Source organism: Bacillus sp. Marseille-Q3570 (genome assembly GCF_946151055.1).
Taxonomy (GTDB): Bacteria; Bacillota; Bacilli; order Bacillales; family Fictibacillaceae; genus Pseudalkalibacillus.
The window spans coordinates 242,455-267,065 of record NZ_CAMGYZ010000002.1; the positions used below are offsets into that span (position 1 = coordinate 242,455).

At 42.9% G+C, this 24,611-nt stretch carries 28 protein-coding genes and 1 pseudogene; 12 read left to right on the forward strand and 17 right to left on the reverse strand.

Annotation, left to right across the window (positions count from 1 at the left end; all coding sequences use genetic code 11):
- Positions 1-64: 64 nt before the first annotated feature.
- Complete coding sequence (locus N8M93_RS04465) at positions 65-454, reverse strand: gamma-glutamylcyclotransferase (RefSeq protein WP_261129971.1); 390 nt, start codon at positions 452-454, stop codon at positions 65-67.
- A 10-nt stretch (positions 455-464) separates the two neighbouring features.
- On the reverse strand, positions 465-617 hold the full coding sequence (locus N8M93_RS04470; protein ID WP_261129972.1) for a hypothetical protein: 153 nt from the start codon (positions 615-617) through the stop codon (positions 465-467).
- Between the two features lie 270 nt (positions 618-887).
- Between N8M93_RS04470 and N8M93_RS04475 the strand changes: the two genes are divergently transcribed.
- Both N8M93_RS04475 and N8M93_RS04480 read left to right on the forward strand, forming a co-directional pair.
- Complete coding sequence (locus N8M93_RS04475) at positions 888-1,688, forward strand: metal-dependent hydrolase (RefSeq protein ID WP_261129973.1); 801 nt, start codon at positions 888-890, stop codon at positions 1,686-1,688.
- A gap of 91 nt (positions 1,689-1,779) precedes the next feature.
- Entirely contained in the window at positions 1,780-2,148 is a 369-nt protein-coding gene (locus N8M93_RS04480; protein ID WP_261129974.1) for a hypothetical protein, read from the forward strand.
- On the opposite strand, the gene N8M93_RS04485 is transcribed toward N8M93_RS04480, so the two are convergent.
- The 3 genes and pseudogenes from N8M93_RS04485 to N8M93_RS22845 form a co-directional block, all read right to left on the reverse strand.
- Entirely contained in the window at positions 2,145-2,405 is a 261-nt protein-coding gene (locus tag N8M93_RS04485) for a DUF2164 domain-containing protein (RefSeq protein ID WP_261129975.1), read from the reverse strand. The genes N8M93_RS04480 and N8M93_RS04485 overlap by 4 nt on opposite strands.
- Positions 2,402-3,136: an NAD-dependent deacylase gene (locus N8M93_RS04490; protein WP_261129976.1), complete on the reverse strand. Its 735-nt coding sequence runs from the start codon at positions 3,134-3,136 to the stop codon at positions 2,402-2,404. Before N8M93_RS04490 ends, N8M93_RS04485 begins: the two co-directional genes overlap by 4 nt.
- Positions 3,137-3,392: 256 nt before the next feature.
- A pseudogene (locus tag N8M93_RS22845) lies at positions 3,393-3,488 on the reverse strand (YjcZ family sporulation protein); the annotation flags it as partial.
- A gap of 172 nt (positions 3,489-3,660) precedes the next feature.
- Here N8M93_RS22845 and N8M93_RS04500 point away from each other — a divergent pair.
- Positions 3,661-3,924 (forward strand): YtzC family protein, encoded by a 264-nt coding sequence (locus N8M93_RS04500; RefSeq protein ID WP_261129979.1) that lies wholly within the window; start codon positions 3,661-3,663, stop codon positions 3,922-3,924.
- A gap of 441 nt (positions 3,925-4,365) precedes the next feature.
- On the opposite strand, the gene N8M93_RS04505 is transcribed toward N8M93_RS04500, so the two are convergent.
- The 3 genes from N8M93_RS04505 to N8M93_RS04515 form a co-directional block, all read right to left on the reverse strand.
- A complete protein-coding gene (locus N8M93_RS04505) occupies positions 4,366-5,142 on the reverse strand; it encodes a 3-hydroxybutyrate dehydrogenase (RefSeq protein ID WP_261129980.1) in 777 nt (258 codons plus the stop codon).
- 21 nt (positions 5,143-5,163) lie between these two features.
- A complete protein-coding gene (locus N8M93_RS04510) occupies positions 5,164-6,483 on the reverse strand; it encodes a GntP family permease (RefSeq protein ID WP_261129981.1) in 1,320 nt (439 codons plus the stop codon).
- Between the two features lie 260 nt (positions 6,484-6,743).
- Positions 6,744-8,114, reverse strand: a complete 1,371-nt coding sequence (locus N8M93_RS04515) for a sigma-54-dependent Fis family transcriptional regulator (RefSeq protein ID WP_261129982.1) — start codon at positions 8,112-8,114, stop codon at positions 6,744-6,746.
- A 178-nt stretch (positions 8,115-8,292) separates the two neighbouring features.
- Here N8M93_RS04515 and N8M93_RS04520 point away from each other — a divergent pair, with 178 nt between their 5' ends.
- From N8M93_RS04520 to N8M93_RS04530, 3 genes are all read left to right on the forward strand, one after another.
- Positions 8,293-8,496, forward strand: a complete 204-nt coding sequence (locus tag N8M93_RS04520) for a hypothetical protein (protein ID WP_261129983.1) — start codon at positions 8,293-8,295, stop codon at positions 8,494-8,496.
- A 514-nt stretch (positions 8,497-9,010) separates the two neighbouring features.
- Complete coding sequence (locus N8M93_RS04525) at positions 9,011-9,700, forward strand: hypothetical protein (RefSeq protein WP_261129984.1); 690 nt, start codon at positions 9,011-9,013, stop codon at positions 9,698-9,700.
- 447 nt (positions 9,701-10,147) lie between these two features.
- Entirely contained in the window at positions 10,148-10,729 is a 582-nt protein-coding gene (locus N8M93_RS04530) for a GNAT family N-acetyltransferase (protein WP_261129985.1), read from the forward strand.
- Between the two features lie 7 nt (positions 10,730-10,736).
- Here N8M93_RS04530 and N8M93_RS04535 read toward each other — a convergent pair whose 3' ends face one another.
- Together N8M93_RS04535 and N8M93_RS04540 are read right to left on the reverse strand one after the other, a co-directional pair.
- On the reverse strand, positions 10,737-11,123 hold the full coding sequence (locus tag N8M93_RS04535) for a hypothetical protein (RefSeq protein ID WP_261129986.1): 387 nt from the start codon (positions 11,121-11,123) through the stop codon (positions 10,737-10,739).
- Between the two features lie 16 nt (positions 11,124-11,139).
- Positions 11,140-11,265, reverse strand: a complete 126-nt coding sequence (locus N8M93_RS04540) for a hypothetical protein (protein WP_261129987.1) — start codon at positions 11,263-11,265, stop codon at positions 11,140-11,142.
- Between the two features lie 84 nt (positions 11,266-11,349).
- Between N8M93_RS04540 and hpaB the strand changes: the two genes are divergently transcribed.
- Both hpaB and N8M93_RS04550 read left to right on the forward strand, forming a co-directional pair.
- The gene (hpaB, locus tag N8M93_RS04545; protein WP_261129988.1) at positions 11,350-12,804 is read left to right on the forward strand and encodes a 4-hydroxyphenylacetate 3-monooxygenase, oxygenase component; all 1,455 of its coding nucleotides are present in this window, start codon (positions 11,350-11,352) and stop codon (positions 12,802-12,804) included.
- Between the two features lie 73 nt (positions 12,805-12,877).
- Positions 12,878-13,051: a hypothetical protein gene (locus N8M93_RS04550; RefSeq protein ID WP_261129990.1), complete on the forward strand. Its 174-nt coding sequence runs from the start codon at positions 12,878-12,880 to the stop codon at positions 13,049-13,051.
- Between the two features lie 446 nt (positions 13,052-13,497).
- On the opposite strand, the gene N8M93_RS04555 is transcribed toward N8M93_RS04550, so the two are convergent.
- Both N8M93_RS04555 and N8M93_RS04560 read right to left on the reverse strand, forming a co-directional pair.
- A complete protein-coding gene (locus N8M93_RS04555; RefSeq protein ID WP_261129992.1) occupies positions 13,498-14,265 on the reverse strand; it encodes an SDR family oxidoreductase in 768 nt (255 codons plus the stop codon).
- An 11-nt stretch (positions 14,266-14,276) separates the two neighbouring features.
- Entirely contained in the window at positions 14,277-15,176 is a 900-nt protein-coding gene (locus N8M93_RS04560) for a DMT family transporter (protein ID WP_261129993.1), read from the reverse strand.
- Between the two features lie 218 nt (positions 15,177-15,394).
- Between N8M93_RS04560 and N8M93_RS04565 the strand changes: the two genes are divergently transcribed.
- From N8M93_RS04565 to N8M93_RS04575, 3 genes are all read left to right on the forward strand, one after another.
- Positions 15,395-17,026, forward strand: coding sequence for a sodium:solute symporter family protein (locus N8M93_RS04565; RefSeq protein ID WP_261129994.1), 1,632 nt, complete (start codon positions 15,395-15,397; stop codon positions 17,024-17,026).
- 231 nt (positions 17,027-17,257) lie between these two features.
- A complete protein-coding gene (locus tag N8M93_RS04570) occupies positions 17,258-18,172 on the forward strand; it encodes an ABC transporter ATP-binding protein (RefSeq protein WP_261129995.1) in 915 nt (304 codons plus the stop codon).
- Positions 18,169-18,909, forward strand: coding sequence for an ABC transporter permease (locus N8M93_RS04575; RefSeq protein ID WP_261129996.1), 741 nt, complete (start codon positions 18,169-18,171; stop codon positions 18,907-18,909). Before N8M93_RS04570 ends, N8M93_RS04575 begins: the two co-directional genes overlap by 4 nt.
- 158 nt (positions 18,910-19,067) lie before the next feature.
- Here the strand turns inward: N8M93_RS04575 and N8M93_RS04580 are convergent, their stop codons facing one another.
- Complete coding sequence (locus tag N8M93_RS04580) at positions 19,068-21,188, reverse strand: ATP-dependent Clp protease ATP-binding subunit (RefSeq protein WP_261129997.1); 2,121 nt, start codon at positions 21,186-21,188, stop codon at positions 19,068-19,070.
- Positions 21,189-21,510: 322 nt separating this feature from the next.
- Here N8M93_RS04580 and N8M93_RS04585 point away from each other — a divergent pair, with 322 nt between their 5' ends.
- Positions 21,511-22,050: a flavodoxin family protein gene (locus N8M93_RS04585; protein ID WP_261129998.1), complete on the forward strand. Its 540-nt coding sequence runs from the start codon at positions 21,511-21,513 to the stop codon at positions 22,048-22,050.
- A 189-nt stretch (positions 22,051-22,239) separates the two neighbouring features.
- Here the strand turns inward: N8M93_RS04585 and N8M93_RS04590 are convergent, their stop codons facing one another.
- The 4 genes from N8M93_RS04590 to N8M93_RS04605 all read right to left on the reverse strand — a co-directional run bounded on the left by N8M93_RS04590 (position 22,240) and on the right by N8M93_RS04605 (position 24,560).
- On the reverse strand, positions 22,240-22,395 hold the full coding sequence (locus N8M93_RS04590; protein WP_261129999.1) for a hypothetical protein: 156 nt from the start codon (positions 22,393-22,395) through the stop codon (positions 22,240-22,242).
- A 69-nt stretch (positions 22,396-22,464) separates the two neighbouring features.
- On the reverse strand, positions 22,465-23,223 hold the full coding sequence (gene nfsA / locus N8M93_RS04595; RefSeq protein WP_261130000.1) for an oxygen-insensitive NADPH nitroreductase: 759 nt from the start codon (positions 23,221-23,223) through the stop codon (positions 22,465-22,467).
- A gap of 229 nt (positions 23,224-23,452) precedes the next feature.
- A complete protein-coding gene (locus tag N8M93_RS04600; protein ID WP_261130002.1) occupies positions 23,453-23,857 on the reverse strand; it encodes a disulfide oxidoreductase in 405 nt (134 codons plus the stop codon).
- Positions 23,850-24,560 carry a DsbA family protein gene (locus N8M93_RS04605; protein ID WP_261130003.1) on the reverse strand — a complete coding sequence of 237 codons (711 nt, stop codon included), beginning with the start codon at positions 24,558-24,560 and terminating at the stop codon, positions 23,850-23,852. The genes N8M93_RS04600 and N8M93_RS04605 overlap by 8 nt, the downstream gene beginning before the upstream one ends.
- Positions 24,561-24,611 lie beyond the last annotated feature (51 nt).

The window sequence follows — 24,611 nt, forward strand, 5'->3', positions numbered from 1 at the left end:
TTACCCAATGATTCTGCAATTTTGTCAAAATAAAAACCACCCGCTTCCGGATGGTTGATTGAATCTAGCGTTTAAGCCAATCCCCGCATTTGATCACTCTCTTACAAAGGGAAGGATTATGATCGACCGTGTAAATGATCACATCTACTGGTCCATCTTCCGTCCAGACCGGATGAATTTTTCGTTCATATAGGTTTTCATTGCTGGACTCTTTGTATCCTTCAAGGTGATCCAGTTTCTTAAGACCATCAGCATCGACTTCGTATATCTCTCCGAAAACTCTCCTTGTGTCCAGAAGAGTCATTGCTGGGTAACCGAAACCTGTGTCAAACAGTGTTCCTTGAACCCAGGCATGTTCTGATATGCACTTTGCATTTCCCAGCACATGAGCATTGCATTCATTTTTCCGGAGTGTTCCATACACAAACACTAAATGGCCTCTCTCTGTATTCATACTTCTACCTCTATTTTCTGCGGATTCGATTTCGACCTCTCGTATATCGCATGAATTTCTCATACGTTTTTCTGTGAAAAGCTTCAATTTCCTTATCTGTCATGGCTCGGATTTCTTCCTGGTCACGGCTATGTCTTGGAGTTTCAGAGTTTCTTTTTACCATCGAAATTCCTCCTTAAAGCTTTCCCCGTCTACCTATGACCCTTTCATTCATATTGGCTATTCCTACTGACTGACCGATGCCAGGATGATTTGTTTCTCACATTCTTCTATCATGTTTTATATGAAATTTTCTGCAATTATAGACCGGTAGAAATGCGATGTCAACAGGGGATCGCTTATCCTTTTTTTACTTTAATTACATTTTTGGAAGGTATACCCTTGAAAACGAAGAAAAGTCTATATTGAAAACAATTATTGAGGAGGCATGTGTATGAAAATTATGCGTCTTGGTCATGCTTCATACTTGCTTACAAGTAGGTATGGCAAAAAACATTTGATCGATCCTTTTTTAAGTGTGAACCCCGGGTGTCCCGAAGTGTACACAAAACCTGAATTTCTTAAAACAATCGATACAGTTTACCTGACACATGGACACTTTGATCACACGGCAGGCCTAGAGGAATTAGTTGATGCCAACCCCGAAGTATTGATTGTTTGTCAGTATGAAATGGGGTTGATCCTACTTCAAAATGGTTATCAAAATGTACATCTTCTCAATTATGGTGGGTCAGTCGAGTTTGATGATGTGAAAGTAACCATGGTCCAGGCCATGCATACATCTTCCTTCAAAGAAACCGAGAACACTCCACTATATGCTGGACAGCCTGCGGGATATGTCTACGATTTCATGAATGACGTCACACTATACCATTCTGGGGACACAACCATGACGATGGATATGAAACTGATTCAGGAGTTCTACCAGCCTGATTTGGCTATCCTTTCATCTTCAGGACAATTCGTCATGGGACCTAGAGAAGCTGCTTATGTCACAAAAAATCTCCTCGACGTAAAGTATGTCATCCCTAATCATCACTTTCCAACCAAAGAAACATCTCCTAGACCAGAAGTCCTTGAAAACATGTTACAAAACTTCCCAGTGATCGAAACCATGATGGAAAAGGATAAAGAATTATTCGAACTATTACGAGATTACAAAAAAACAGAAGTGATTCTGCTGAATTTTGGGGAAGAACGAGAATTTACCGAGCAAAAAGTTTCCCATAAGTGAAGATAAGCTGGTCCTGGACGGGATCAGCTTTTCTAATACCTCATTGTACCGTATACTAAAAGTAATATAATGGGATTTCAAGGGGGATCAAATGAATAGAAAATTAAAAATGTCGTTATTCGCAATCGTTTGTGTAACAGCTCTTCTATTGATCAGTTGTCCAACGGCAGATGACTATCAGGAATGGCTTTCAGAGAACAATATTTTAAATTGTAATTATGAAAAATGTTTTACGGTGTCATCCGATGTAACTTCAGCTGGTTATACCAAAGCAAACATCGATCAAGTAAAGGAATCAGGCTCAGCTATACATACAGGTGGACTGTTCTTCATGACAGCAGAAACATACATAAATGAAAAAGACCGCACCATTAAAGTAATCGGCTTATTGAATTTCATGATTCCATACGAAAATAAGCTTGATAATGGCATGGTCTATTCAATTGATTTCTTAGATTAATAACGCTTATTCAATTCGATCGGGCGCTGAAGGGCGTCCATATCTTCTTCTACGTTCATGATTTTGTCTTGGAGAAGCTTTTTCGCATCACGTACACCCTGGTTGTAAACATAAGGACCCGCTTCTTTTAAAAAGAAATCCAGCATGAGCCCTGCCGCCAAATCCCCGATTTCTTCTCCCCGCTCATCGATGAAATAGCCCTGGATATTCCGGACGAGCTGTTCGCGTTCTTCTTTCGGTATTTTCAATGTCATCATGAAAAATCTCCACCCTTCTGTTTCTCATCAATAGCTTCGAGAATGTCACCCGCTTTTCCTTCGAGCTGCAAGTCAAATTGCTCGCTCAACAGCGTTGCTTCGTTATTGATGATCACCTTTTTTCCATTCGTTAGAAATGGTAATTCATTCGCTGGAGAAACCTGTAAGCTTGAGCCGATGACGATCAGCAGGTCTGAGTCTTCAATCAGCCGAATCGCTTTTCCCCACGTATCTTGAGGGAGCATTTCACCAAACAAAATGATCTCTGGCCGTAAATGGCCGCCACACATTGCACAAACAGCATGATTCAAAAAAGATCCTTCCTCAGAAGCTTGACCGCAATCCGAACAAAAAATCGACCGTAACGATCCGTGAAGTTCATGAACATTTTTATTGCCAGCTTCCTGATGAAAGCCATCGACATTTTGGGTGACGATTCCTTTCACTAGGCCGTGTTTTTCCCATTCAGCTAAAAGATGATGTCCTTTATGGGGATGGCACGTTTTCAAGTCCGTCAACCTTAAACTATAAAAACCATGGAAAAGTTCGTACTCATTTTCAAGCGCTTCAATAGTAGAGACGGTCATAGGATCGATTTTCTTCCACCAGCCTTCTCTGGAACGGAAATCCGGAATCCCGCTTTCTGTCGACATACCTGCGCCTGTCAGTATCACCGTACTTTCTGATGCCTTCAACCACTCTGCAACAAGGGTAATTTTATGTAAATCCATGTCTTGGTCCTCCTATCTGTCATGGAGATGCTTCTATTATAGCACCCTGAAGACCGGGGATGAATGGAGTGAATTTCACCTGCATTTCCTTCGTTTTATACACGAAAAGGGTGACCATGATGGGCCGACCCTTTTTTCTAGTCAATATGAAAATGGTGGACAAAGCCCTCCACTGCTTTTTAATGACAAATTACCAGCCGTAGCCGCCGCCATATCCATATCCGTCACAACCACAGCCGCCGTAGCCATATCCGCCACCGCCGCCATAAGAAGCTCCTACAATAATCAGTAGGATGAACAAAACAACGATTAAAGTGAAACCTTTACCGCCTTTTCTTTTTCCATCGCTCATGTTTTCAGCCTCCTTTTTATCTAGTCACTACTACATTATGTTGAAAAAAACACACATGATAGGGACAAATATGGAGGTCTGTAAAATTATGCGTATGTCTATAAACACACACATATTATTCGACATGCTATAACACACTATATGTACAACTTTCTAGAGGAGGAAGCCCAAAATGACAGAACATGAATCTTTAAGAACATTTCTTACTCGCGCAGAGCAAGTGATCGAGTATGCATCAAAACAGAATGAACTCTATAACCATCAGGAACCACAGATTGATGCTGCGGTCTACTCTGGTGCGCAACAACAGCTTGAAGAAGCGTATCTGGATCTGCAAAAAGTATCGCATAGTGCCACACCTCAACAGCGTGAAGAAATCCAACGTGTCATGGCCCGGATTTTGGATCTGCAAAATGATATGATCATCAATGATTGAAAAACCGGGGCTGTCCAACTGTTTCAAAGGGCAGTCCTCTTTATTTCCCTCAAATGTTTTGGTGCTCGTCAGATAGAGGTTTCTTTTTGATATTTGGAAAATAAAACTTTAATGGAAAGAATTGCGCGTAATTCTTCTTTTTTCAACACAAAAAGCATACAGACAAAGACTGTCAGTATGCTTATGTGTAATACTTAAGCGTTAGAGTTGTACGAGGGGTGAAAAATGGGGGGCTGATGACGCGTTTAGGCTAGACTTGCACGTTGGAGAGCGGGGCTATTTTACTAATTTGCTCAAGATGCCACTGAAATTGTTCAAGATGCTTTCGAAATTTTGCTCAAGATACCCCCGAAATCGCTCATCCAACATCTAGAATGACTTCCACACAATCATATATGGAAAGAGTTGCGTGCAATTCTCAAACTCTCCTCCTCTTCACAATTATTGTGCTGTATATCCTCCGTCGATTACAACCGCTTGCCCTGTAATGCCCTTTGCTTTTTCACTAGCGAGGAACAAGGTGTAATCTGCGACTTCTTTTACCGATAACAATCGTTTCTGTGGGACTAGTGGATAAATGACTTCCTCCATCACCTGCTCTTTTGAAACCCCTCGATTTTCCGCAAGATCTTCGAGCTGATTCTGTACGAGCGGTGTATCGATGTATCCTGGACAGATCGCATTCACCGTAACTCCATGTTCTGCTGATTCCAAAGCTGTCACTTTCGTCAATCCGATGACGCCATGCTTTGCGCTATTGTATGCAGCTTTTCCTGCGAATCCGACAAGTCCGTTGATTGATGACATGTTCAGAATCCGTCCGAAACCCTGTTTTTTCATAATGGGAAGGGCATGTTTCGTCGCTATAAAAGGCGCGACAAGCATAACACGCGTCAGCAATTCGAATTTCTCTGTCGGGAATTCTTCAACAGAAGCAACATGCTGTAATCCTGCATTATTGATTAAAATATCCAGACTGCCGAAATGTTCGACGGTTTTATCAATCGACTGTTTCACTTCATTTTCCATTGTGACATCACATCTTAACCCAAGTGCTTGATGTCCTTCATCGGTCAGTTTCTGGGCAGCTTCTTTTACACCATCTTCATTTAAGTCGACAAGGGCAACCTTTGCGCCCTGTTCGGCGAATGAGAGGGCAAGTTCATAGCCGATCCCACTCGCTGCTCCAGTGATATAAACAACTTTATCACTAACCACGAATGCTCCCCCTTTTTCAGATTAGATTCCGACTCCTAGTGAGAATAGGATAACCGCTAGCGCCAATCCTATCAACGGCACGATGACCGTCAATGCTCCTACAGCTCCATACGCCGCACTATGAGATTCTCCGCAGATCGCCCGGACCGTCGTGACGACATAACCGTTATGCGGAAGTGAATCAAGAGCACCAGATGAGATCGCTACTGTACGGTGTAAGGCTTCTGCATTGACACCCATGTCCATATAATGTGGAGCTAATATCGGTAATGCAATCGCTTGACCACCTGAAGCCGATCCGGTCATCCCTGCAATCACACTGACCGCAATCGCTCCGCCGATCAATGGGCTTCCGGGAATGTTCGTCATCGCACTTACTGCCATATCAAAGGCAGGAACAGCTTTTGCAACGCCACCGAATCCAACCACCGCGGCTGTGTTCCCAATTGCAATCAAGGCACCTAATGTACCTGCAGAAACAGCTTCCCAGAAATCTGTGAAATACTTTCTGTTCAAGAAGTAAGCTGAAATCACGCCCCCTAATAACGCCACAATCAACGCAGATTGTTGTAAGGAATCATGAAAAATGAAGGAGATGATCAATACGACAACCAATGGGATGAGCCCTGTGAGTGGATGAGGAAGCTCTTTTTCTACCACATCAGGATCGTCTTCCCGTGCTTCAAAACGTTCTCCATTCGCGACTGCTTTTGCAAGCATTCTCTTCAACCACCAGTACCCGAACACTGCCATGAAGATTGCGACGAGTAAGCTGACTTCCCAACCCGCATACGGTGATGTTCCTAAATATTCAATCGGGATCCAGTTTTGGATTTCCGGGGAACCAGCAGATGTCATCGTAAAGGTTACTGAACCGAACGCAAGTGCTGCTGGAATGAAGCGCCGCGGTAGATCCGCTTGTTTAAATAAGCTGAGTGCCATCGGATAAACTGAGAAAGCTACAACGAATAAGCTGACCCCGCCATATGTCAAAACAGCACAAGCGAGTACAATCGCAAGCACTGCCTGTTTCATTCCGAGTTTTTCAACAATCCACTTCGAAACACTGTCCGCAGCGCCACTGTCTTCCATGACTTTCCCAAAGATTGCACCTAGTAAAAACATAAGGAACCATGCTGTGACGAAGCTTGAAAAACCAGCCATATAGTCCCCGACGAGATTCGCTCCTCCCTCCTCTGCAAGCTGTGGAAAAAGTGGCAGACCACTCAAGACTGCAGTGAACAATGCACAAAGTGGTGCAACCACAAGCAGGTTCATGCCTCTCATCGTCAAGACAATTAATAAAATAAGACCACCGATTAAACCGATCATGCTTAACATCCTATATCCTCCCTTAACTCTTCGATTTATTGGAATCGCTTTCAAATTTATCTATTATTGTGAAAGCAATTTCCAATCCAATCACTATTAAATGCAAGTTCCATGCCAAGTAAGAAATATAGCTATATCAAGGTTTCATAATTATTTTCTGATGTATTTTTCCGAAAAGTCGGAAAATAATGAAAGTAAAACAACCCTGACCCGTGCCATCATTAAAAATTCCAGAAAACCGGAAGGATTCCGGAATTCTGGAATTTGTTTCACAACAGATCATATCTTTTCATTTTTTCGTAAAAACTGGATTTACCGATACCGAGAGTTTTAGCAGCTGCAAGCTTGTTGCCGCCATTTTGGGCAAGAGCCTCTTTAATTGCATTCCTCTCCGTCTCTTCAACCAGCTCCTTCAATGATTTACTTCCGATTTTGAGACTTTCATTTTCCTTTAGATATTCGGGGAGGGAGGTTTTGTCGATTGTTTCATCATACGTCAAGTGGACAGCTGCTTCGATTACATTTTCTAGCTCACGTATGTTACCAGGCCAATTATGGTGGAACAAGATTTTGTTTACCTCTTCATCTATGCTTTGTATCCGTTTTCCTGTTCGTCTCGTCACTTTTTCTAGAAAATGTTCCACCAAAGGTTTAATGTCATCCTTTCGTTCACGTAATGCTGGGATGTGAAGCTGGAAACCGTTGATCCGATAGAATAGGTCTTCCCGGAACAGCTTTTCCTGGACCATTTTTTCAAGTGGACGATTCGTTGCTGCAATGACACGGACATTTACCTTCTCCGTTTCATTGGCACCGATCGGCTCGATTTCTTTTTCCTGTAAGACGCGTAACAACTTTGCCTGCATCCGTAATGGCATGTCCCCAATTTCATCTAAAAACAACGTGCCCTCATTTGCCAGGATGAACTTTCCGACTTTACCGCCTTTTTTCGCCCCTGTAAAAGCTCCTTCGACGTATCCGAAAAGCTCGGATTCGAGAAGGTTGTCCGGTATTGCCGCGCAATTCACTTTTACGAAGGGAGCCGTACTCCTTTCACTCAATTGGTGGATACTATGAGCCAACAATTCTTTGCCCGTTCCGCTTTCTCCGCGTATCAAAACGGAAATATCCCCGCTTGAAATCTTCTTCACCTGATCTTTCAACTCTTTAATTGAATCTGAAACGCCAACAAGATCATTCAAGGAATATTTTGCACCATTATTCGCACTCCACTCTTTACGGTAAAATTCGAGTTCTGAAAACAGACTTTTCACATGGCTGTTCATCTTCTTCCATTGTTCAGTGTCTCGGAATATGACCGTACCGAGTGCAGCTACAACTTCATTCTCATGGAAAATCGGAATCCGGTTGGCGATCATGTAGTTCCCTTTGATGTATTGGAGGTCAGCGATTTCCGCCTTTCCAGTCTGGGCGACGATATGCATTCTCGTGTTTTCAATCACATCTGTCACGTGCATGCCAATGACTACCTTCGGATCAACCTCGAGGAATTCACAATAGTTTTTATTCATGAACCTTACTTTACCTTCCATATCGACGACGACCACCCATTCAAAGGCATTATCGATAATGGCTTCCAGAATGCTTTTATCTTTGAAACTGAAATCTGTCTGCAGCAACGTTTTCCGCCCTCTCCACTTTTTCTACTCCCTACTGTACCATAATCTACAATAAAATTATAAGAGTATTCTGACGATCCAAACCCCATAGAAATCTACATTGTTATTATGATTCTTTATGAAACAGTCGCTTTCACTAGACATATACTATATAAGTATCTATTGTGGGGGAATCGCCGTGTTGGATCGTATCTTACTTATTTTGTTGCTTCTTTACCTTCTTTTGATCATTATTCTACAAAACCCGCTCTTTAATGATCATCGTTCAAATTCAAATTCGAATCCAATTACGATTGTTGGAAACATTATTGGACCGGTAAGCTATGAAGATGGAACACTCAAAATTCAATACATTGGCTATCCTTTCGTTCCATTTCGATAGCAAACACGAGGGCTGATGATATCAGCTCTTTTTTAAGGCTGTTTGCGCAAACGTTGTTGCTCTTGAAAGTCGTTGATTTCCGCTTCCAGGATGCTCGCTTTCCACGGGGCGTGCGGTGAGCCCACTGGTCGCCTTGCGACATGGAATGGTCTCACCTGTCCCGCTGATCCCGCAGGAGTCTCGCACCTTGTTCTCCAATCAACTTGCACAAGGTGTTTTTTTAAAAATGACTTAAAAGCAATCTTTTTGAAAAAGCCTTTTTTAATAAGTCAATTATGTGAAGTCTCCCAAATTATGAATGGTTTTTACATAGTAGCAAATACTTAAAGAAAGCTTGGCAAAGCCAAACCTATGGTGCAGGTTGAGCTTTAGCTGCACTTATATTGAAGAAAGGATTTTATACTTTCTTTAAATGTAAAGAAAGCTAGGCTCATCAAAGCCTTAGCTGGATGAGTCTTATATTGAAGAATGGATTTTTATTATTTCTTTAAATGTAAAAAGGAGTGAAGGAGTTATGAAGCTGAAGAATTTTGGGCTTGCTTTATTAGGAATATCCGTTATGGGAATGGTTTTACCGCAATATGCAGACGCATCTAATATGGATTTTGATGGGACTGTCATGATGAAGTCATCCGAAGAGGTTAAAGAGGATGAAGGTCATAAAGGGCGACTCAGCCTTGCACCAGCGACACATCATAAGTTTGATAAGAAAGAGATCCGTTCACTTTTGGAAAAAGGCCATTCGAAAGAAAATGTCTTCCAGGCTGCACATATCGCAAAGCTCTCTGAAAAATCAATTGAGGAAGTTCTGAGTCACTATAACCGATCTAAATCATGGGAGAAAACGGCTGAGCATTACGGTGTCAGTCCTGAAAAGTTAGCTGAACAAAAAGCCAAATGGAAAGCACATAAAAAGAAATTCCAACAGCACAAAGGTGAAATTCTCAGTTATGTCGCTGATTATTCCAATAAGGATGTAGCTGAACTGAAAGGGTACTTGAAACAGGATATCCGTATGCCACAGCTCGTAAAAGCGGCAATCGTAGCAAAACTGAGCAATAAAGATCTGAAGGAAGTCATCCAGTATAAAAAAGAAGGTCATTCAAGAGAAGAAATGATGAAACATTTCAATGTCAGCGATGCACAAATGCATGCTGAGATGATAAAAGTGTGGTCAGATATAAAATCGATCATGAAAAAATAACTTGTGTGAAAGATGGGCTACTTAGTCCATCTTTTTTAATTTAGGCTTTGTTAAAGAATGATGTATATTACTTTGGAATTGTACCAACAGGAGTGTCGTGATTTCCTTTAAAATAACGAAGTTTAACCAAGTCTTCATTTAGATGATTAGCTCCATCAATGTTTTGGACTGTTGCTTCCGGTTTTCTTCTCTTCCTGTCTGAAGTCTGCTCATGTTCGGACAGCCGGTTCCGGTTTTCTTCTCTTCCTGTCCGAAGGCGGCTCATGTTCGGACAGCGGGTTCCGGTTTTCTTCTCTTCCTGTCCGAAGGCGGCTCATGTTCGGAAGATGCTCCTGGTTTTCTTTTCCTCCTGTCCGAAGGTTCCTTTTATGAAGCAACTTTTATTAAAGGACTTCCTTTTCTTTGATAGAATATAGAAACAGTCAGAAAAGAGGGAGCTGATGACCAATGTGGATCAAACCTGTAACGTTGAATGGCAGTCATGTCACAATCCGTCCATTGGAAATGAAAGATATAGATGAGTTATATGAAGCAGCTCGGTATGAAGGGATATGGGATTACATGCCAATGAAAATCACATCTATTGAGGAAATGAAGAAGCTTGTCCAGCAAGCGCTAACGGCAAAAGAAAAAGGTACTGAGTTCCCATTTGTCATCTATGACCAGGTACAACAGAAGCTTGTAGGAAGCACACGTTTCCTGGATATTTCGGAAAAAGATAAACACCTTGAAATTGGCTGGACATGGCTGACTCCATCCGTTTGGCGTTCATCTGTAAATACCGAATGCAAATATCTATTGTTACGTCATTGTTTTGAAGAGCTTGAAACGATACGGGTACAACTGAAAACGGACGGTCGAAATAAACGGTCCCAGGCTGCGATTGAGCGAATCGGCGGGATTCGGGAAGGAGTCCTACGTAAGAGCCGAATGACTTACACAGGATATGTACGGGATACTGTCTATTTCAGCGTTCTTGAATCAGAATGGCCGAATGTGAAAAAGAAACTTGAAGAGAAGCTCAATTGACACAATCCTATTGCTTCTCTTTACTTTTTTTCAAATACTTCATCAAATCATCCACATCATATGTTTTGTATTCAAGCTCACGGGTGTTGAATACGAGGTATGCTGGTGCAGATTCGATTTCGAGCCCCGGGTGGTCGAGTTGCGCATCCTCTAAAGAGTCCACCTTCTGCATACTAGCTGAAGAATAATAAAGCCCCTCTTCTCGCAACATTTCCATTTCGAAATCAGAATCACCGACCACAAATAAGGATAATTGGTTTTCATCCTCCGCTAAAAAAGGAGGTCCGAACGCCGGTTGTCCATCCTCCGGCAAATCCATCTGTGTACTCCAGAATACAAGGATGATTGCAATGATGACACCAAGGGTTATCAACTTTTGTTTGTCACTCTTCATCCAAACCCCTCCCTTCTTATTCTCTACGATTGATATCCTCTAATAGTTCGATCACCCTGTCGTTTTGTTTCATAATTTTTCTTAAGTGACTTTGTATGCCAAGAATCCCCATCAATACGACTATGGTCAGAAATATCATCATGATCATCACCTGCTTTCTTTCGTACCCTTGCGCCCTCTTTTGCATATCGTATATGTATGATTGGTTGGCAAAGGAGTTAGATCTATGGGACTTATATCTGGTCAACAATACATCGACCGAATCAACAATTTACATCCAGAAATATGGATCGATGGTGAACAAGTAAAAGGCAAGCTTTCAGAACATCCAGCTTTGAAAGGGATCATGAAAAGTAAAGCGAACTTATATGACTTGCAATTGAAGGAAGATAAGCTTGATAAAATGTCATTCAAACTGGAAAATGGCGAGTGTGCCGGTATGGCATTCTTCCCTCCTAAGACGAAAGAGGATTTGGAGAAAAGACGTCTTTCTTTCCAGGAATGGGCAAAATCTACTGGGGGGTTACTCGGGCGCTCGCCGGATTACTTGAATACGATTTTGATGACTTTTACCCAAGCTGCTGAACTCTTCCAATCACAAGATCCGAAGTTTTGTGAAAACATGAGGAATCTTTATGAAAGAGCTACTCGTGAGGATCTATCCTTCACGCACACTTTCGTCCACCCTCAAGTGAATCGCGGCAAGTATTATTTTGATGTCTCAGATGATCCAGTGGCCGCACACATTAAAGAAAAAACGAAGGATGGGCTTATCATAAAAGGCGCTCGCCTGTTGGCGACACAAGGTGGACTAACCGATGAGTTGATCGTTTTCCCTCAAGGTGGGATAAGTGAGTCCTGTATGGCAAATGGGTTTTCACTGCCTGCAAATACACCTGGCTTACGGTTCATTGCTCGGGAATCGTTTGATTATGGAAAATCGAATTTCGACCATCCTTTAGGCTCCCGTTTTGATGAACTCGATTCTGTCATCGTATTCGATGATGTACTCGTACCTTGGGAAAACGTGTTCTTTTATGAAAGTAAACAGCTCTCGGGTGAAGTATATTCACAAACTAGTTTTTTTCCACAGACAGTCCACCAGGTGGTCAGCCGCTGTATCATAAAAACAGAATTTATCTTAGGAACCATTCAATTGATGATCCATACCATTAACATAGGTGATTATGATCTAGTTCAGGATAAGGTTGCAGATGTGATCATCGCTTTGGAAGCAATGAAGGCATTCGTCCTGTCCTCTGAAATTCAAGCAAAACCAGACCGGTGGGGGACAATGACACCTGCTCGCGAGCCTCTTCATGCTGCATTATGTTATTATGCGAAAATTTATCCGACCTTCAGTGAAATCATCCAAAATCTTGGAGCAAGTGGTCTTGTCACGATACCGAATGAAAAGGATTTCCACTCACCGATTCGTGGTGACCTCGATGAGTATCTTCAAGCGGCACATGCGAATGCAGAAGACCGCGTTAAAATTTTCCGCCTGGCATGGGACTTATCTATGAGTGCATTCGGCACGCGTCAATCACTTTATGAGCAATATTTCTTCGGTGGACCGCTAAGCCTAGCCAAACGGCTGTATGCAGGGTACTATCGGGATTCTCAAATTGAATGGGTCAAAGATTTCCTTTCAATTGAAGATATCGAATCTGGCAGCTGATCACTCGGCTTTATGGTAAATCATACCATAAAATCCTCCTTTTTATGTTACAATCGGGAAAAAGGGGGATTTTATGGAAATCTATTTTCTTGTAATTACCGTTATGGCTGTATCTGTGATATTCATAGTGTCGATATTCTTCATGATCGGTAATCGAATATCAACGGCTGGTAATGAACAAAAAGAAGAATTGATCCAACTACGGAAAAAAGTAGAAGCGTTGGAGGATAGACTGGAAGAAAAATAATCTCGGCGTGATTTCGAGATGGGGCTTTCTTACTGTTGGGCGAGATACCTCCTTAGTTTGGCGAGATTATCCCTCGATTCCGCGAGATTCTTCCTCCATTTGGCGAGATTCCCGTCCGATTCCGCTAGATCATTACATAAAAAAGCCCACCTTCTCCTACTGCAGGTGAACGTCAATCCGTCCTATCGTCTCTTATTCTCTCTTGTCATCTCAATGATGATCTTTTCGATTTCGTAAAAGTTAAACATGGAATCCGCTCCCTTTCGAGTTTGTTTTGTTACTCTCAGTTTACGGATTTCTCCTTGTTTATTAACCCGTCAGCAGATTGGATTTTCTTCCGCCTCTAGATTGAATTTGTTCTCCGACTATGTCCTAAGCCAATGCAATAACTCATAAGGTTTCTCTTATAAGATTTTAACTTAAACAGTTTCACTCGAAGACCCCCTCTACGTTGTGCGTTGAAAACCTCCTTCTGAGTGGATGACCTGACCCGTAATCCATCCTGCTTCTTCACTTGCTAGGAAGCGGATCAACTGCGCTGCATCTTCTGGGGTTCCGAGCCTCCCCATCGGAAACTTAGGCAGAAGTACTTTCTCCAAATGTTCATCTACCCAACCTGTATCATTCGGCCCGGGATTGACAGCGTTGATTGTGATTCCTTTTTCCGCAAGATCAGGAACCAGGGTTTTTGTCAGATGTTCCACCGCGCCTTTCGTAATTGCATAAGAAAGTTCGTACCGCATCGGTTCAAGAGACTGGCCAGAAGTCATTGAAATCACACGACCCCCTTTTCCTTTTTTAAAACCTTTTGCAAAATAGGAAGTCAATAAAGTCACTGCCTTCACATTGATTGCATAATGCAGGTCCAAGTTTTCCTCATCAATCGTATCGTAGGTATCGTTAACAGAATAACAAGCATTGTTGACGAGGATATCCGGATACCCTAACGTCGTTTCGACTTGTTCCAATAACCGAGGTAGGTTAGATGCTTGCGACAAATCCAATTCGATCCGTTCACACCGTACCCCTTTGCTTTCAATATCGGCTTGTAGGCGCGCAGGTTCATCAACAGCGATTCCCCAGTCCATCTTTTGATCATAATCCGTCCAGTACGTAAAAAAGATATCATTCCCGGACTCCGCGAGTGCCCTGCATGCTGCCGCTCCGATCCCTTTCAAACGACTCGCACCTGTAACCAAAGCGATTCGATTCATGTTTGCCCCCCTCATTGTGCTAATGATTGCTTCATTCTTACCTTTTTCGATTCTTGCACGATCATGACAGCACTAAGAACCAGGAAGATTCCGAGCAGTTGCCAAACCGTAAGTTGTTCATGGAAGAGCATCACGCTTACGAGTGTCGCGACAACCGGTTCAACCGTCGCCGTAATCGATGCACGACTTGACTCAACGAATTGCAGACCAACCGTATAAAGCATATAGGCTAACACTGTCGATAAAAAACCGATCCCAACTGCATTCAGTAAGACAACTGGTTCTTGAAGCTGACTAGATTTCATCCATAATCCAGTTGTAGGAATCATGGCTACAGAAGCAAAGATGAACGTATATGTCGTGACGGTCAGTGATGAATACTTTGCGAGTGCATATTTTCCAAAAATACTATAAAGAGCGTATCCTAGACCAGATCCAAGACCGACAATGACCCCGAATAATGAAACTGAGCTTGAGCCACCTGGTATCAATCCAATTACAAAAGTGCACCCGAACAACGTCATGAATAACGCGATCATCTTTCGTTTCGTAAACCACTCTTGAAATAAAAACCTTGAAAGAATCGTCACGATAGCGGGTGCGGTATATAGTAAAATGGCTGCCACGGCAATCGATGTCTCTTGTATCGCGGTGAACAGGCACCAGTTGAAGAAAACGATGCTGAATATTCCCGTCCCGATGAAATATATGCTGTCACGCCAATCCATTTTAAGTAGACTCGGGTTTTTTATTAGAACAAAAACGACGAGGATCAATGCCGCGACGATTACACGGATTGCGACCACCTGAATTGCAGTGAATCCATACTCATATAACCCTTCAACAAATATCGCAATAAGCCCCCATAAAGCTGCACCAATTGCTATCAATACATACGCCCACTTTTTCATAGATGTCTCTCCTTACTTCAATCTCTGCATCCTCACAATTTCGATATAAGCATGAAAAGTCCTTTTATAAAAGTTCGTTTACACATTTGTTCGAAATTAATTTCAACCTCCAACTGGTAAGAGGATTATTCATGGACTAGTCTTAGCTACTGTATGTTTATCTTCCTTTAAGACAAACTACCGGTAGGATCAATGACTAGTAGAATGGAGGTTATATTGTGGCAAATATAACAAAGAATCGTTTTTTCAAACAAGGTATTTTTGCGATTCTTGTCGCACTTGTTTTCTTATATCTCGCACTGACTAATCCGGATATTCATTGGGGCGGCTTCATTTCCATGATCATTTTTTATGCAATCATCTATTATATCGGTGCGTATTCGGCCGCCAAGAAATCGGATACTGTTTCCGATATGATGGTAGCAAAAAGGTCCCTTCCTTTATGGATCGCCATGTTCACGATGGCAGCGACATGGGTGGGAGGTGGATACATAGCTGGTACTGCAGAGTATACCTACTCATCCGGTATCGCCTGGGCTCAGGCACCGTGGGGGTATGCCCTCAGCTTGATCATCGGTGGTATTTTCTACGCACGAAAAATGAGACGCTATGAATTCATGACGATGATCGATCCGCTTGAGATGCGTTTCGGTAAAAAAGTAGCTGGTGTTTTATACATTCCAGCACTATTAGGGGAAATTTTCTGGAGTGGTGCGATTTTGACAGCACTTGGAACCACTTTCGGGACGATCCTTGGCCTTGATTTTAAAACATCGATCATTATTTCGGCTGCGATTGCAATTGCATACACAGTAGTTGGGGGCATGTGGTCGGTCGCGTTCACTGATGTCATCCAAATGAGCATCGTCATCCTCGGATTATTTCTTGTCATACCTTTTGCTTTGGATAATGTCGGTGGTTTCGGCTCTGCCTGGACCATGTATACCGGAGAAATGGGTTCCCTTGCGAATTTGTTCCCACCATTGAATGGTTGGGAGCACCCGGATTGGGGCAATTACTACTGGAACTGGTGGGACTATGCTCTGTTATTGATTTTCGGGGGAATCCCATGGCAGGTGTACTTCCAACGTGTGTTATCAGCGAATACACCTCGAACCGCCATGTGGTTATCAATTGCAGCTGGTTTCATTTGTATCATTGCAGCGATTCCAGCTGTGCTTATCGGTATGGCGGGATTTGCAGTAGATTGGGCGAGCCTCGGTGTTTCAGAACCTGAAAACCCTGCGATGATCCTCCCTTATGTTTTACGGTACTTGACACCACCATTCGTAGCGGCAATCGGACTAGGGGCATTGGCTGCGGCCGTCATGTCATCGATGGATTCATCCATCCTATCTGCATCATCCATGGCGTCCTGGAACATTTATCGACCCTTGATAAAACCAAAAGCATCTGGCGAGGAACTTAAAAAGGTGATAAAGCGAACCATCATCCTTGTGGGTGTCGCGGCGACCATCATCGCCTTGAGTATTAAAAGTGTGTACGCGCTCTGGTATTTGGCTGCGGATCTCGTCTACGTCATCCTGTTTCCTCAGTTGACGATGGCGTTGTTTTATAAACGAGCGACCAAATACGGATCGATTGCAGGAATCATCGTCTCCTTCTTCTTAAGGCTCGGCGGCGGGGAACCGATCATCGGACTGCCGAAGTTTTTACCTTATCCGTTGGTTGAAGATGGGATTGTCCTTTTCCCATTCCGGACCCTCGCGATGATAACCGGATTCATTACGATCTTTATCGTATCTGAAATGACACAGAAAGCATCTCCGCCTCAACCGCTTCTAACACCAGAAGAGCGACGCAGGAAAGCAGACAGCACTGTCCAATAACGGACGGTGCTTTTTTCATGCAAACCCTCAACTTATCGGTACCAACCTGAATTTTATCGGTGCAAACTCGGAATATATCGGTGCAAACTTTCAATTTATCGGTGCAAACTTGAAAATTATCCTGTTATTAAATCAGATACTTTGAAACCAATCACTCCTAAATCCGTAACTATTACCATACATTTGAAATTGTGGTTAACACCGAACTGCAATTTTAGAGGAGGACGTTTCATGGAACATGTCATAACCGTAGAAAACTTATCAAAATCCTACGGCGATACCCATGCTGTACAGAATATCTCATTTACTGTACAGAAAGGTGAAATTTTCGGGATCATCGGTCCGAATGGTGCTGGTAAAACGACAACCATTGAAATGCTAGAAGGGATTCGAAAACCTGATCAAGGATCGATCGATGTTTTAGGATTACAACCCCATCGTCAATTAAGGGAATTGAACAAGCGGATCGGAGTTCAGTTCCAGGCGACTTCGATTCAGAAAAAAATGAAAGTCAGAGAAGCTCTCGACCTGTTTTCCTCCTTTTATAAAACGAACACCCAGAAGGATTACCTGATCGATCTGCTTGGTTTGAATGAGAAGTTGAGTGTACGATTTGAAGATCTATCCGGCGGTTGGAAACAACGGGTCACTCTCGCACTCGCTACACTACACCAGCCTGAAATCCTTTTCTTAGATGAACCGAGTATGGGACTGGATCCACATGCCCGGCGCGAAATGTGGTCGATGATCAAGCTCTTGAAAGAACAAGGATGTACAATCGTCATCACTACGCACTACATGGAAGAAGCTGAACGACTATGCGATCGTGTTGCGATGATTTATGGCGGTCAGTTGAAAGCCTTGAACACCCCCCAAGAACTTCTTGAAGAAATGGCAGTCAATTACCTTTCCTTCCAAAGTAATGGATTGGAATACGATCATGTCCTCTCCTTACCTGGTGTCATCCGTATTGAAAACGAACATGATACCTTCAAAGTTTATAGTGAATCCTTACAGGAGACTACTTACCATATTTTTGCCCACTGTCATGAGAAGGATATTGCCATTGAAAACTTCAAATTTGAAAAAGGGACCCTTGATGATCTATTCGTCCACTATTTAGAAAAGGAGGAACAGCCGGCATGACTGCAATGCTCAAATTAGCAAACCTGGAAACAAAGATGTTTTTCCGTGATCGTCTAAGTGTATTTTGGACCTTTCTATTCCCTGTGTTGATGATCTGGCTGTTCGGTTCGATGTTCCAGGGACAAGAGATGGGCGAGATGTCATTTGCGGAGCTCTATGTTCCTTCATGGATCGGGGTCAACATCGTGACGACTTCCTTTTTCACATTAGGTACCGTTCTAGCAAATTATCGTGAAACAGGTGTGCTGCGACGCTATCAATCCACCCCGTTGCAACCGTGGAAAATTTTAGCCGCCCACACGTTCCAGGGAACCGTCATTTTCATGATATCTGCCATCCTATTGATGGTTTTTGGCATGCTGATGTATGACCTTACCTTGCCGCAGTATATCGGAAGTACTTTGCTTGCTTTGCTCGTGAGTATCCTTGCGTTTTTCCCATTTGCTTTGTTTTTGACCTCCCTTGCAAAAAACACGCAGGCAGCTGCCGCAATCAGTTCGCTATTCCTTAACCTAATGCTGTTCCTTTCCGGGGCCACCTTCCCATTGGAAATGATGCCTGAGATTTTGCAGTATGTAGCTAAAGCACTTCCGCTATACTATACAATCCAGCTATTGAGAGGAACATGGAATACCGCACCGATCTCCGATTATGGGCTTGAAGCCGGAGTGTTGCTGGGAATAGCAGTCGTATCCTTGTTTCTTGCATCCCGATTCTTCCGCTGGAGCGGCCAATAGTAACACACGGACCTGAGAATATGTAAGAAGAAAACCTGGCAAAGCCAAGCCAAAGGCGTAGGGTGATCCATCAGTTACAAATATACTGAAGGAAGTATTTTTAAACTTTCTTCAGGTATAAGAAAAAGGAAGAGCGATTCAGCTCTTCCTTCATCTTTTCAACCTTTTTGGACAACGATTTCGTCATCGATATAATCGACTTTGATTTTTGTAATCTCTTCATCATCCAGCAGTAGGTCCGCAATGCCATCTTCCACTTTTTCTTGAAGGACTCTTCGGATTGGTCGGGCACCGAATCGAGGATCATATCCTAGATGGACGATTTGTTTCTTCGCTTCATCTGTAACCTCGATTTCACGTCCATCTTCCTTCACCATGTCACGTATATCATCCAGCATCAGATCAACGATTTGTACAAGATGTTCTTCATTCAATTCGTTGAATTGGATGATCGCATCAAAGCGGTTCAAGAATTCCGGCTTGAAGTAATCCCCAAGATTTTCAAGGATGGAAATCGCTTCAGTGCCCTGGTTTTCGAAACCGACTTTGATTCTCTTATCACCAGTACCCGCATTACTTGTCATGATGATGACTGTATCTTTAAAACTGATTGTGCGGCCCTGGCTGTCAGTGAGCCGGCCATCTTCCATGATTTGCAAGAACATGTGCTGGACATCTGGGTGCGCTTTTTCAATCTCATCTAATAAAATGATGCTGTAAGGATTTCTTCGTACGCGCTCTGTCAGCTGTCCCGCTTCTTCATGTCCGACATAGCCTGGAGGTGAACCGATCAACTTGGACACTGAGTGTTTTTCCATGTACTCACTCATGTCAAGACGGAGCATAGCATCCTTCGAACCGAACAATTCATTCGCAAGTGTTTTCGTCAATTCCGTCTTACCTACCCCAGTAGGCCCTACGAATAAGAATGAACCGATCGGACGGACTTTCGACTTCAAACCTGCACGGCTGCGACGGATTGCTTTAGCAACCTTCTGTACCGCTTCTTCCTGTCCGATGACACTTGAACCAAGACGTTCTGCAAAGTTCTTCAGCTTGTTCTGTTCTTCATCTTGAAGCTTACGTACTGGAATACCAGTCTTTTCTTCAACAATCCATTGTACATCTTCAAGCTTGACCTCTGGTTTCTCTTCTGTTGATGTCGCTGTCTGTTCTTGCAGCTTCAACTCCTCATCACGTAGCTTAGCGGCACGCTCGTAATCTTCTTTATGAGTCGCTTCTTCTTTTTCTTTAGCAATCGCCTCAAGCCGTTCTGCGATATCATCTGATGAAGTCGTTCCTGCGAATTTCAAGTTCATCTTAGACCCCGATTCATCCATAAGGTCGATCGCTTTATCTGGTAAGAATCGATCCTGGATGTAGCGCTGGGACAGGGTTACACATGCTTTCAACGCTTCATCTGTATAACGGATATCGTGGTATTGCTCGTACTTTTCCTTCAATCCTTTTAAAATTTCGACTGCTTCCTCGACAGTCGGTTCCTTCACCATGACTGGCTGGAAACGACGTTCAAGTGCAGCATCCTTTTCGATTTGACGATACTCTTTCAACGTCGTCGCACCGACTAGCTGGAGTTCACCGCGGGCCAGAGCTGGTTTCAGGATGTTCCCTGCATCCATGGACCCTTCAGCTGAGCCTGCTCCTACTAACAGGTGGATTTCATCGACGAACAGGATGACATTTTTCCGTTGTTGAACTTCAGAAATCAACTGTTTCATCCGTTCTTCGAACTGACCTCGGATTCCTGTATTCGCGACAAGTGATGAAACGTCCAACAGATAAACCTGCTTGTTGAGAAGCTTCTTCGGTGCATCTTGTTCAGCAATCTTCAATGCAAGACCTTCTGCGATCGCTGTCTTACCTACACCTGGCTCGCCGATCAACACAGGATTGTTTTTATTCCGACGGTTCAAGATTTCGATGACCCGTTTCACTTCTTTATCCCGGCCGATGACTGGATCGATCAACCCAGCTTTAGCCGCATCGGTCAGGTTTCGACCAAGGTCATCAAGCAGACCGCCTTGACCGCTTTTGGATCCAGTTCCATGTCCTGCATGTTGTTCTTTTTGTGCCATGAAATCTTCCATATTGAAGCCCATCGTACTGTTGTCGAAACCACCAAAACCGCTTGGCTGCTTCATTTCGTTTTGGATTTCTTTATAGCATGAAGGGCAGAGACGCAATTGTTTCGTTACCCCATTAATGTGAAGAGTCATTCTTACATTGGCTTCGTTAACTTGACATTTTTGACAACGCATATCAATGACCTCCTTTAAAGTATTCGGCTCTTTTTTATTTGTCTGGTTGATTTTAAGAGATCAACCAGAGTCTTTTTTTGATCAAAGTTGACTTTGACTATCTTTGACCTTTAACTATATTATAGTTTGACCTTATTTGACTTTCAAGTATTTTGTTTTTTAATTTTTCCTAACTATTCAATTGGTCTCCGAGGTTAACAGATGAATCGAGAGGATGCAATGAACTTGTTTCGATTATCAATACGAATGCTGAATGCTCGCAATTCATTAGCCACTTAGCTATGCTGTAAAAAGCAAAGTGTGAAATAGGAGGTATATCTAAATGAAAATACTTGCGATTCATGGCAGTTCAAGACCTGATGGGAATACAGAACAGTTGACGAGAAAAGCCCTTGACGGGTTAGATGTCACTCATATCCATCTGCGTGATTTCACAATCCAGCCAATTGATGATCTTCGTCATGAGCCAGGCGGATTTCAACCTATTGAGGATGACAACGATCATATCGTCAAATTGATGCTTGAGCACGATATCCTAGTCTTTTCTACTCCAGTTTATTGGTATGGGATGACTGGAATGATGAAGGATCTGATCGATCGTTTTTCTCAAAACATGCGGGATACAAGATATGATTTCAAAAGTAGTTTAAGCAAAAAGAAAGCTTATGTAATCTGCTGCGGCGGAGATAACCCGAAGATCAAAGCATTGCCACTCATCCAACAGTTCAACTACATCTTTGAGTTTGTATCATTGGAATTTGCAGGCTATATCATCGGTCAAGCGAATAAACCAGGCGAGGTGATGGAAGACAGCCAGGCATTGATGCAAGCCGGTGAACTGAATGAGTTATTGAGGATATAAAAGATGACAAAAACTAGGCTCAGCCATGGCGATGGCTGAGCCTTCCGTACAGTAAGAAACTTATTCACGTATTACATTAGAGGACACCAAGACCTTATTCGCCTAAAACTAGAAAAATTCAGAGTCATTTCACCCAAATAGCGGAACAGTTGTCCTCTAGTCCTCCACCTTACAATGTTGCCTTTTAGCTTAAAATTCTTGTTCTTCCCGTTTTGGCAGATCCTCTTTCCGAAGTTTGTTCGGTCCCTTCGCCATTTCTTCAGCAATTTCAAAATCCGGAAGGCTTTCCTTCGGTGTTTGATTATGGTGTGTTGTTTTATCCTTTTGCTGCTTACGTTTCGTCATATTGAAACCTCCATCTTTTTACGTTATAGAGGTAGTTTTTGCTGACTCTTGGTTACGTATTCGCAAGAATCATTTCAGAGGGATTTTAATGCTCTTCAAAAATTCTTTCATATACATCCTCATAGGCTTCGTCATTTTACCCGCGATGATTCCTGTCCAGGTATGTGTTCGCTTCCCCTGTGTACGCTCGTGATAATAAGCAGAGATATCTTCATTGTATGAAGCTAGTTGTTTTTTGAATAGTTCATCATCTTGTTGGTATTCATTTACGTGATACATGTTCTCCATCGGAAGGCGTTGCTTTTTACCAGGATTCTGATCAGGAACCCCGACACAAAGGCCAAACAAAGGTATGACTCTGTCTGGTGTGTTCAACACTTTGACCACTTCATCCAGTCGGTTACGGAGACCTCCGATGTAACAGATGCCGAGTCCCATCGATTCTGCGGCAAGAACAGCATTTTGAGCAGCAAGGGATGCATCAATCGTACCAACCATGAATTTTTCGGTGGATTCTACGGTTTCTTCAATATCATTTTCCGATAAGCCTTCCATCTCGACCGCTAGTTTATGACGATGCAAGTCTGCACAAAACACGAAGAAATGGCCGTTCTTTTCGACGTACTCTTGGTTCCCTGCCAGCTCAGCCAGCTTCTTTTTCTTAGCAGGATCCTTAACGCCGATGATCGAATAGACCTGAAGATAACTTGAGGTTGCTGCCGCTTGAGCGCTTTGGACGATTAGAGAGATTTGTTCATCAGTCAGCGGTTCATCTTTAAATGCACGGATGCTCCGATGATTCAATATCGTGTTGATTGTTTCATTCATTCCATTCACCCTAACTTCGATAATTGTTTACTACCTTTATCGTATCCAACCGTCATGACTTGAACAAACATTCTGGCTTTAAAAAATTACATAAAGCGAAATTCGCGACACCTGAGGAAAAGCGGGCCATGCAAAACCCCGCAATGAGGAACGAGTGAGGAGGCTTACGGATCGCCCGCGGAAAGGGAATTAAAGAAAAGAAGAGCCATCAAACGGCTCTCCTTCTAAATTAATTCTTTTTCAGCATTGTGATCATGATGACTGATATCGATAAGAAAGCAATCAGCGCAAGGAACGGGATCGTGATGAATCCAAGCCAGTTGATATACATTCCAGAGCAAGGGACGCCCTGTGTACAAACAACAGCCTGGGTAAACCATTCAGTTTTTTGATGCAGGTAATGGAAGGTTGATACCCCTACACCGATGACACTGAATGGGAGGACATAATATGGAAGTTTCATGTCCTCAATGTACCAACCGATTCCGAGGATGATCGCTGAAGGATACATCAAAATCCTTTGATACCAGCAAAATTCACATGGGACGAAGCCAGCTATTTCACTAAAATAGAGGCTCCCGAGAAATGCTATCAAAGAAATGATCCACGCGATCCCGACTCGCTTGTTACTCATTTGCTTCTTCCAAAGCCGCTTCAATCGCTGGCTTTATTCCATTTTCGTAATCTAGATCGACCATTTTTCCATTCACGAGGATAGTCGGAGTACTTTCAACTGCACTGCTCTCTTGACGATCCTGTTCCACTTTTTCACGGATATCCTGGTCTTCCATATCCGTCTTCAACTGTTCGATATCGATGTCTTCCATATTCTTTTCAACCAAACCAACGAGAAATTCCTCACTTGCCCATGCCTCGTTTGGATCGCCCTGATTTTCAAGAACAAGGTCGTAATACTGCATGTACGCATCCGGCTTTTGAGCAAATACGGCTTCCCCAACTAAAGCTGCAGTAAAGGAATCGGCTCCCATGAACGGTTTATTGATGAATACCATTTGTGCTTTTCCTGTATCAAGGTAATCTGCTTTGATTTGCGGATACACCTGTTCTGCGAACTCTGCACAGTGTGGGCATTTGAAATCGAAGAACTCGACGATCTTGACTGGAGCATCCTCTTCCCCAACAGTGGGCTGCCCTTCATAGGTGACATCAATTTCTTGATTATTTCCATCGCTTCCGGTCTCTGGCTGCTTTCCTTCCTGATTACTGATGATAATCAACAGGGCAGCTACTATTACGAAGATACTGGCAATAACGATGATGAATCCTTTATTGCTACTTTTAGGTGGCTTGTATACGGATTTCTTTTTCTTAGCCATTATGTTTCCTCCTATTATGTACTAACTCTATTTTTATCAATTCCTCTCATG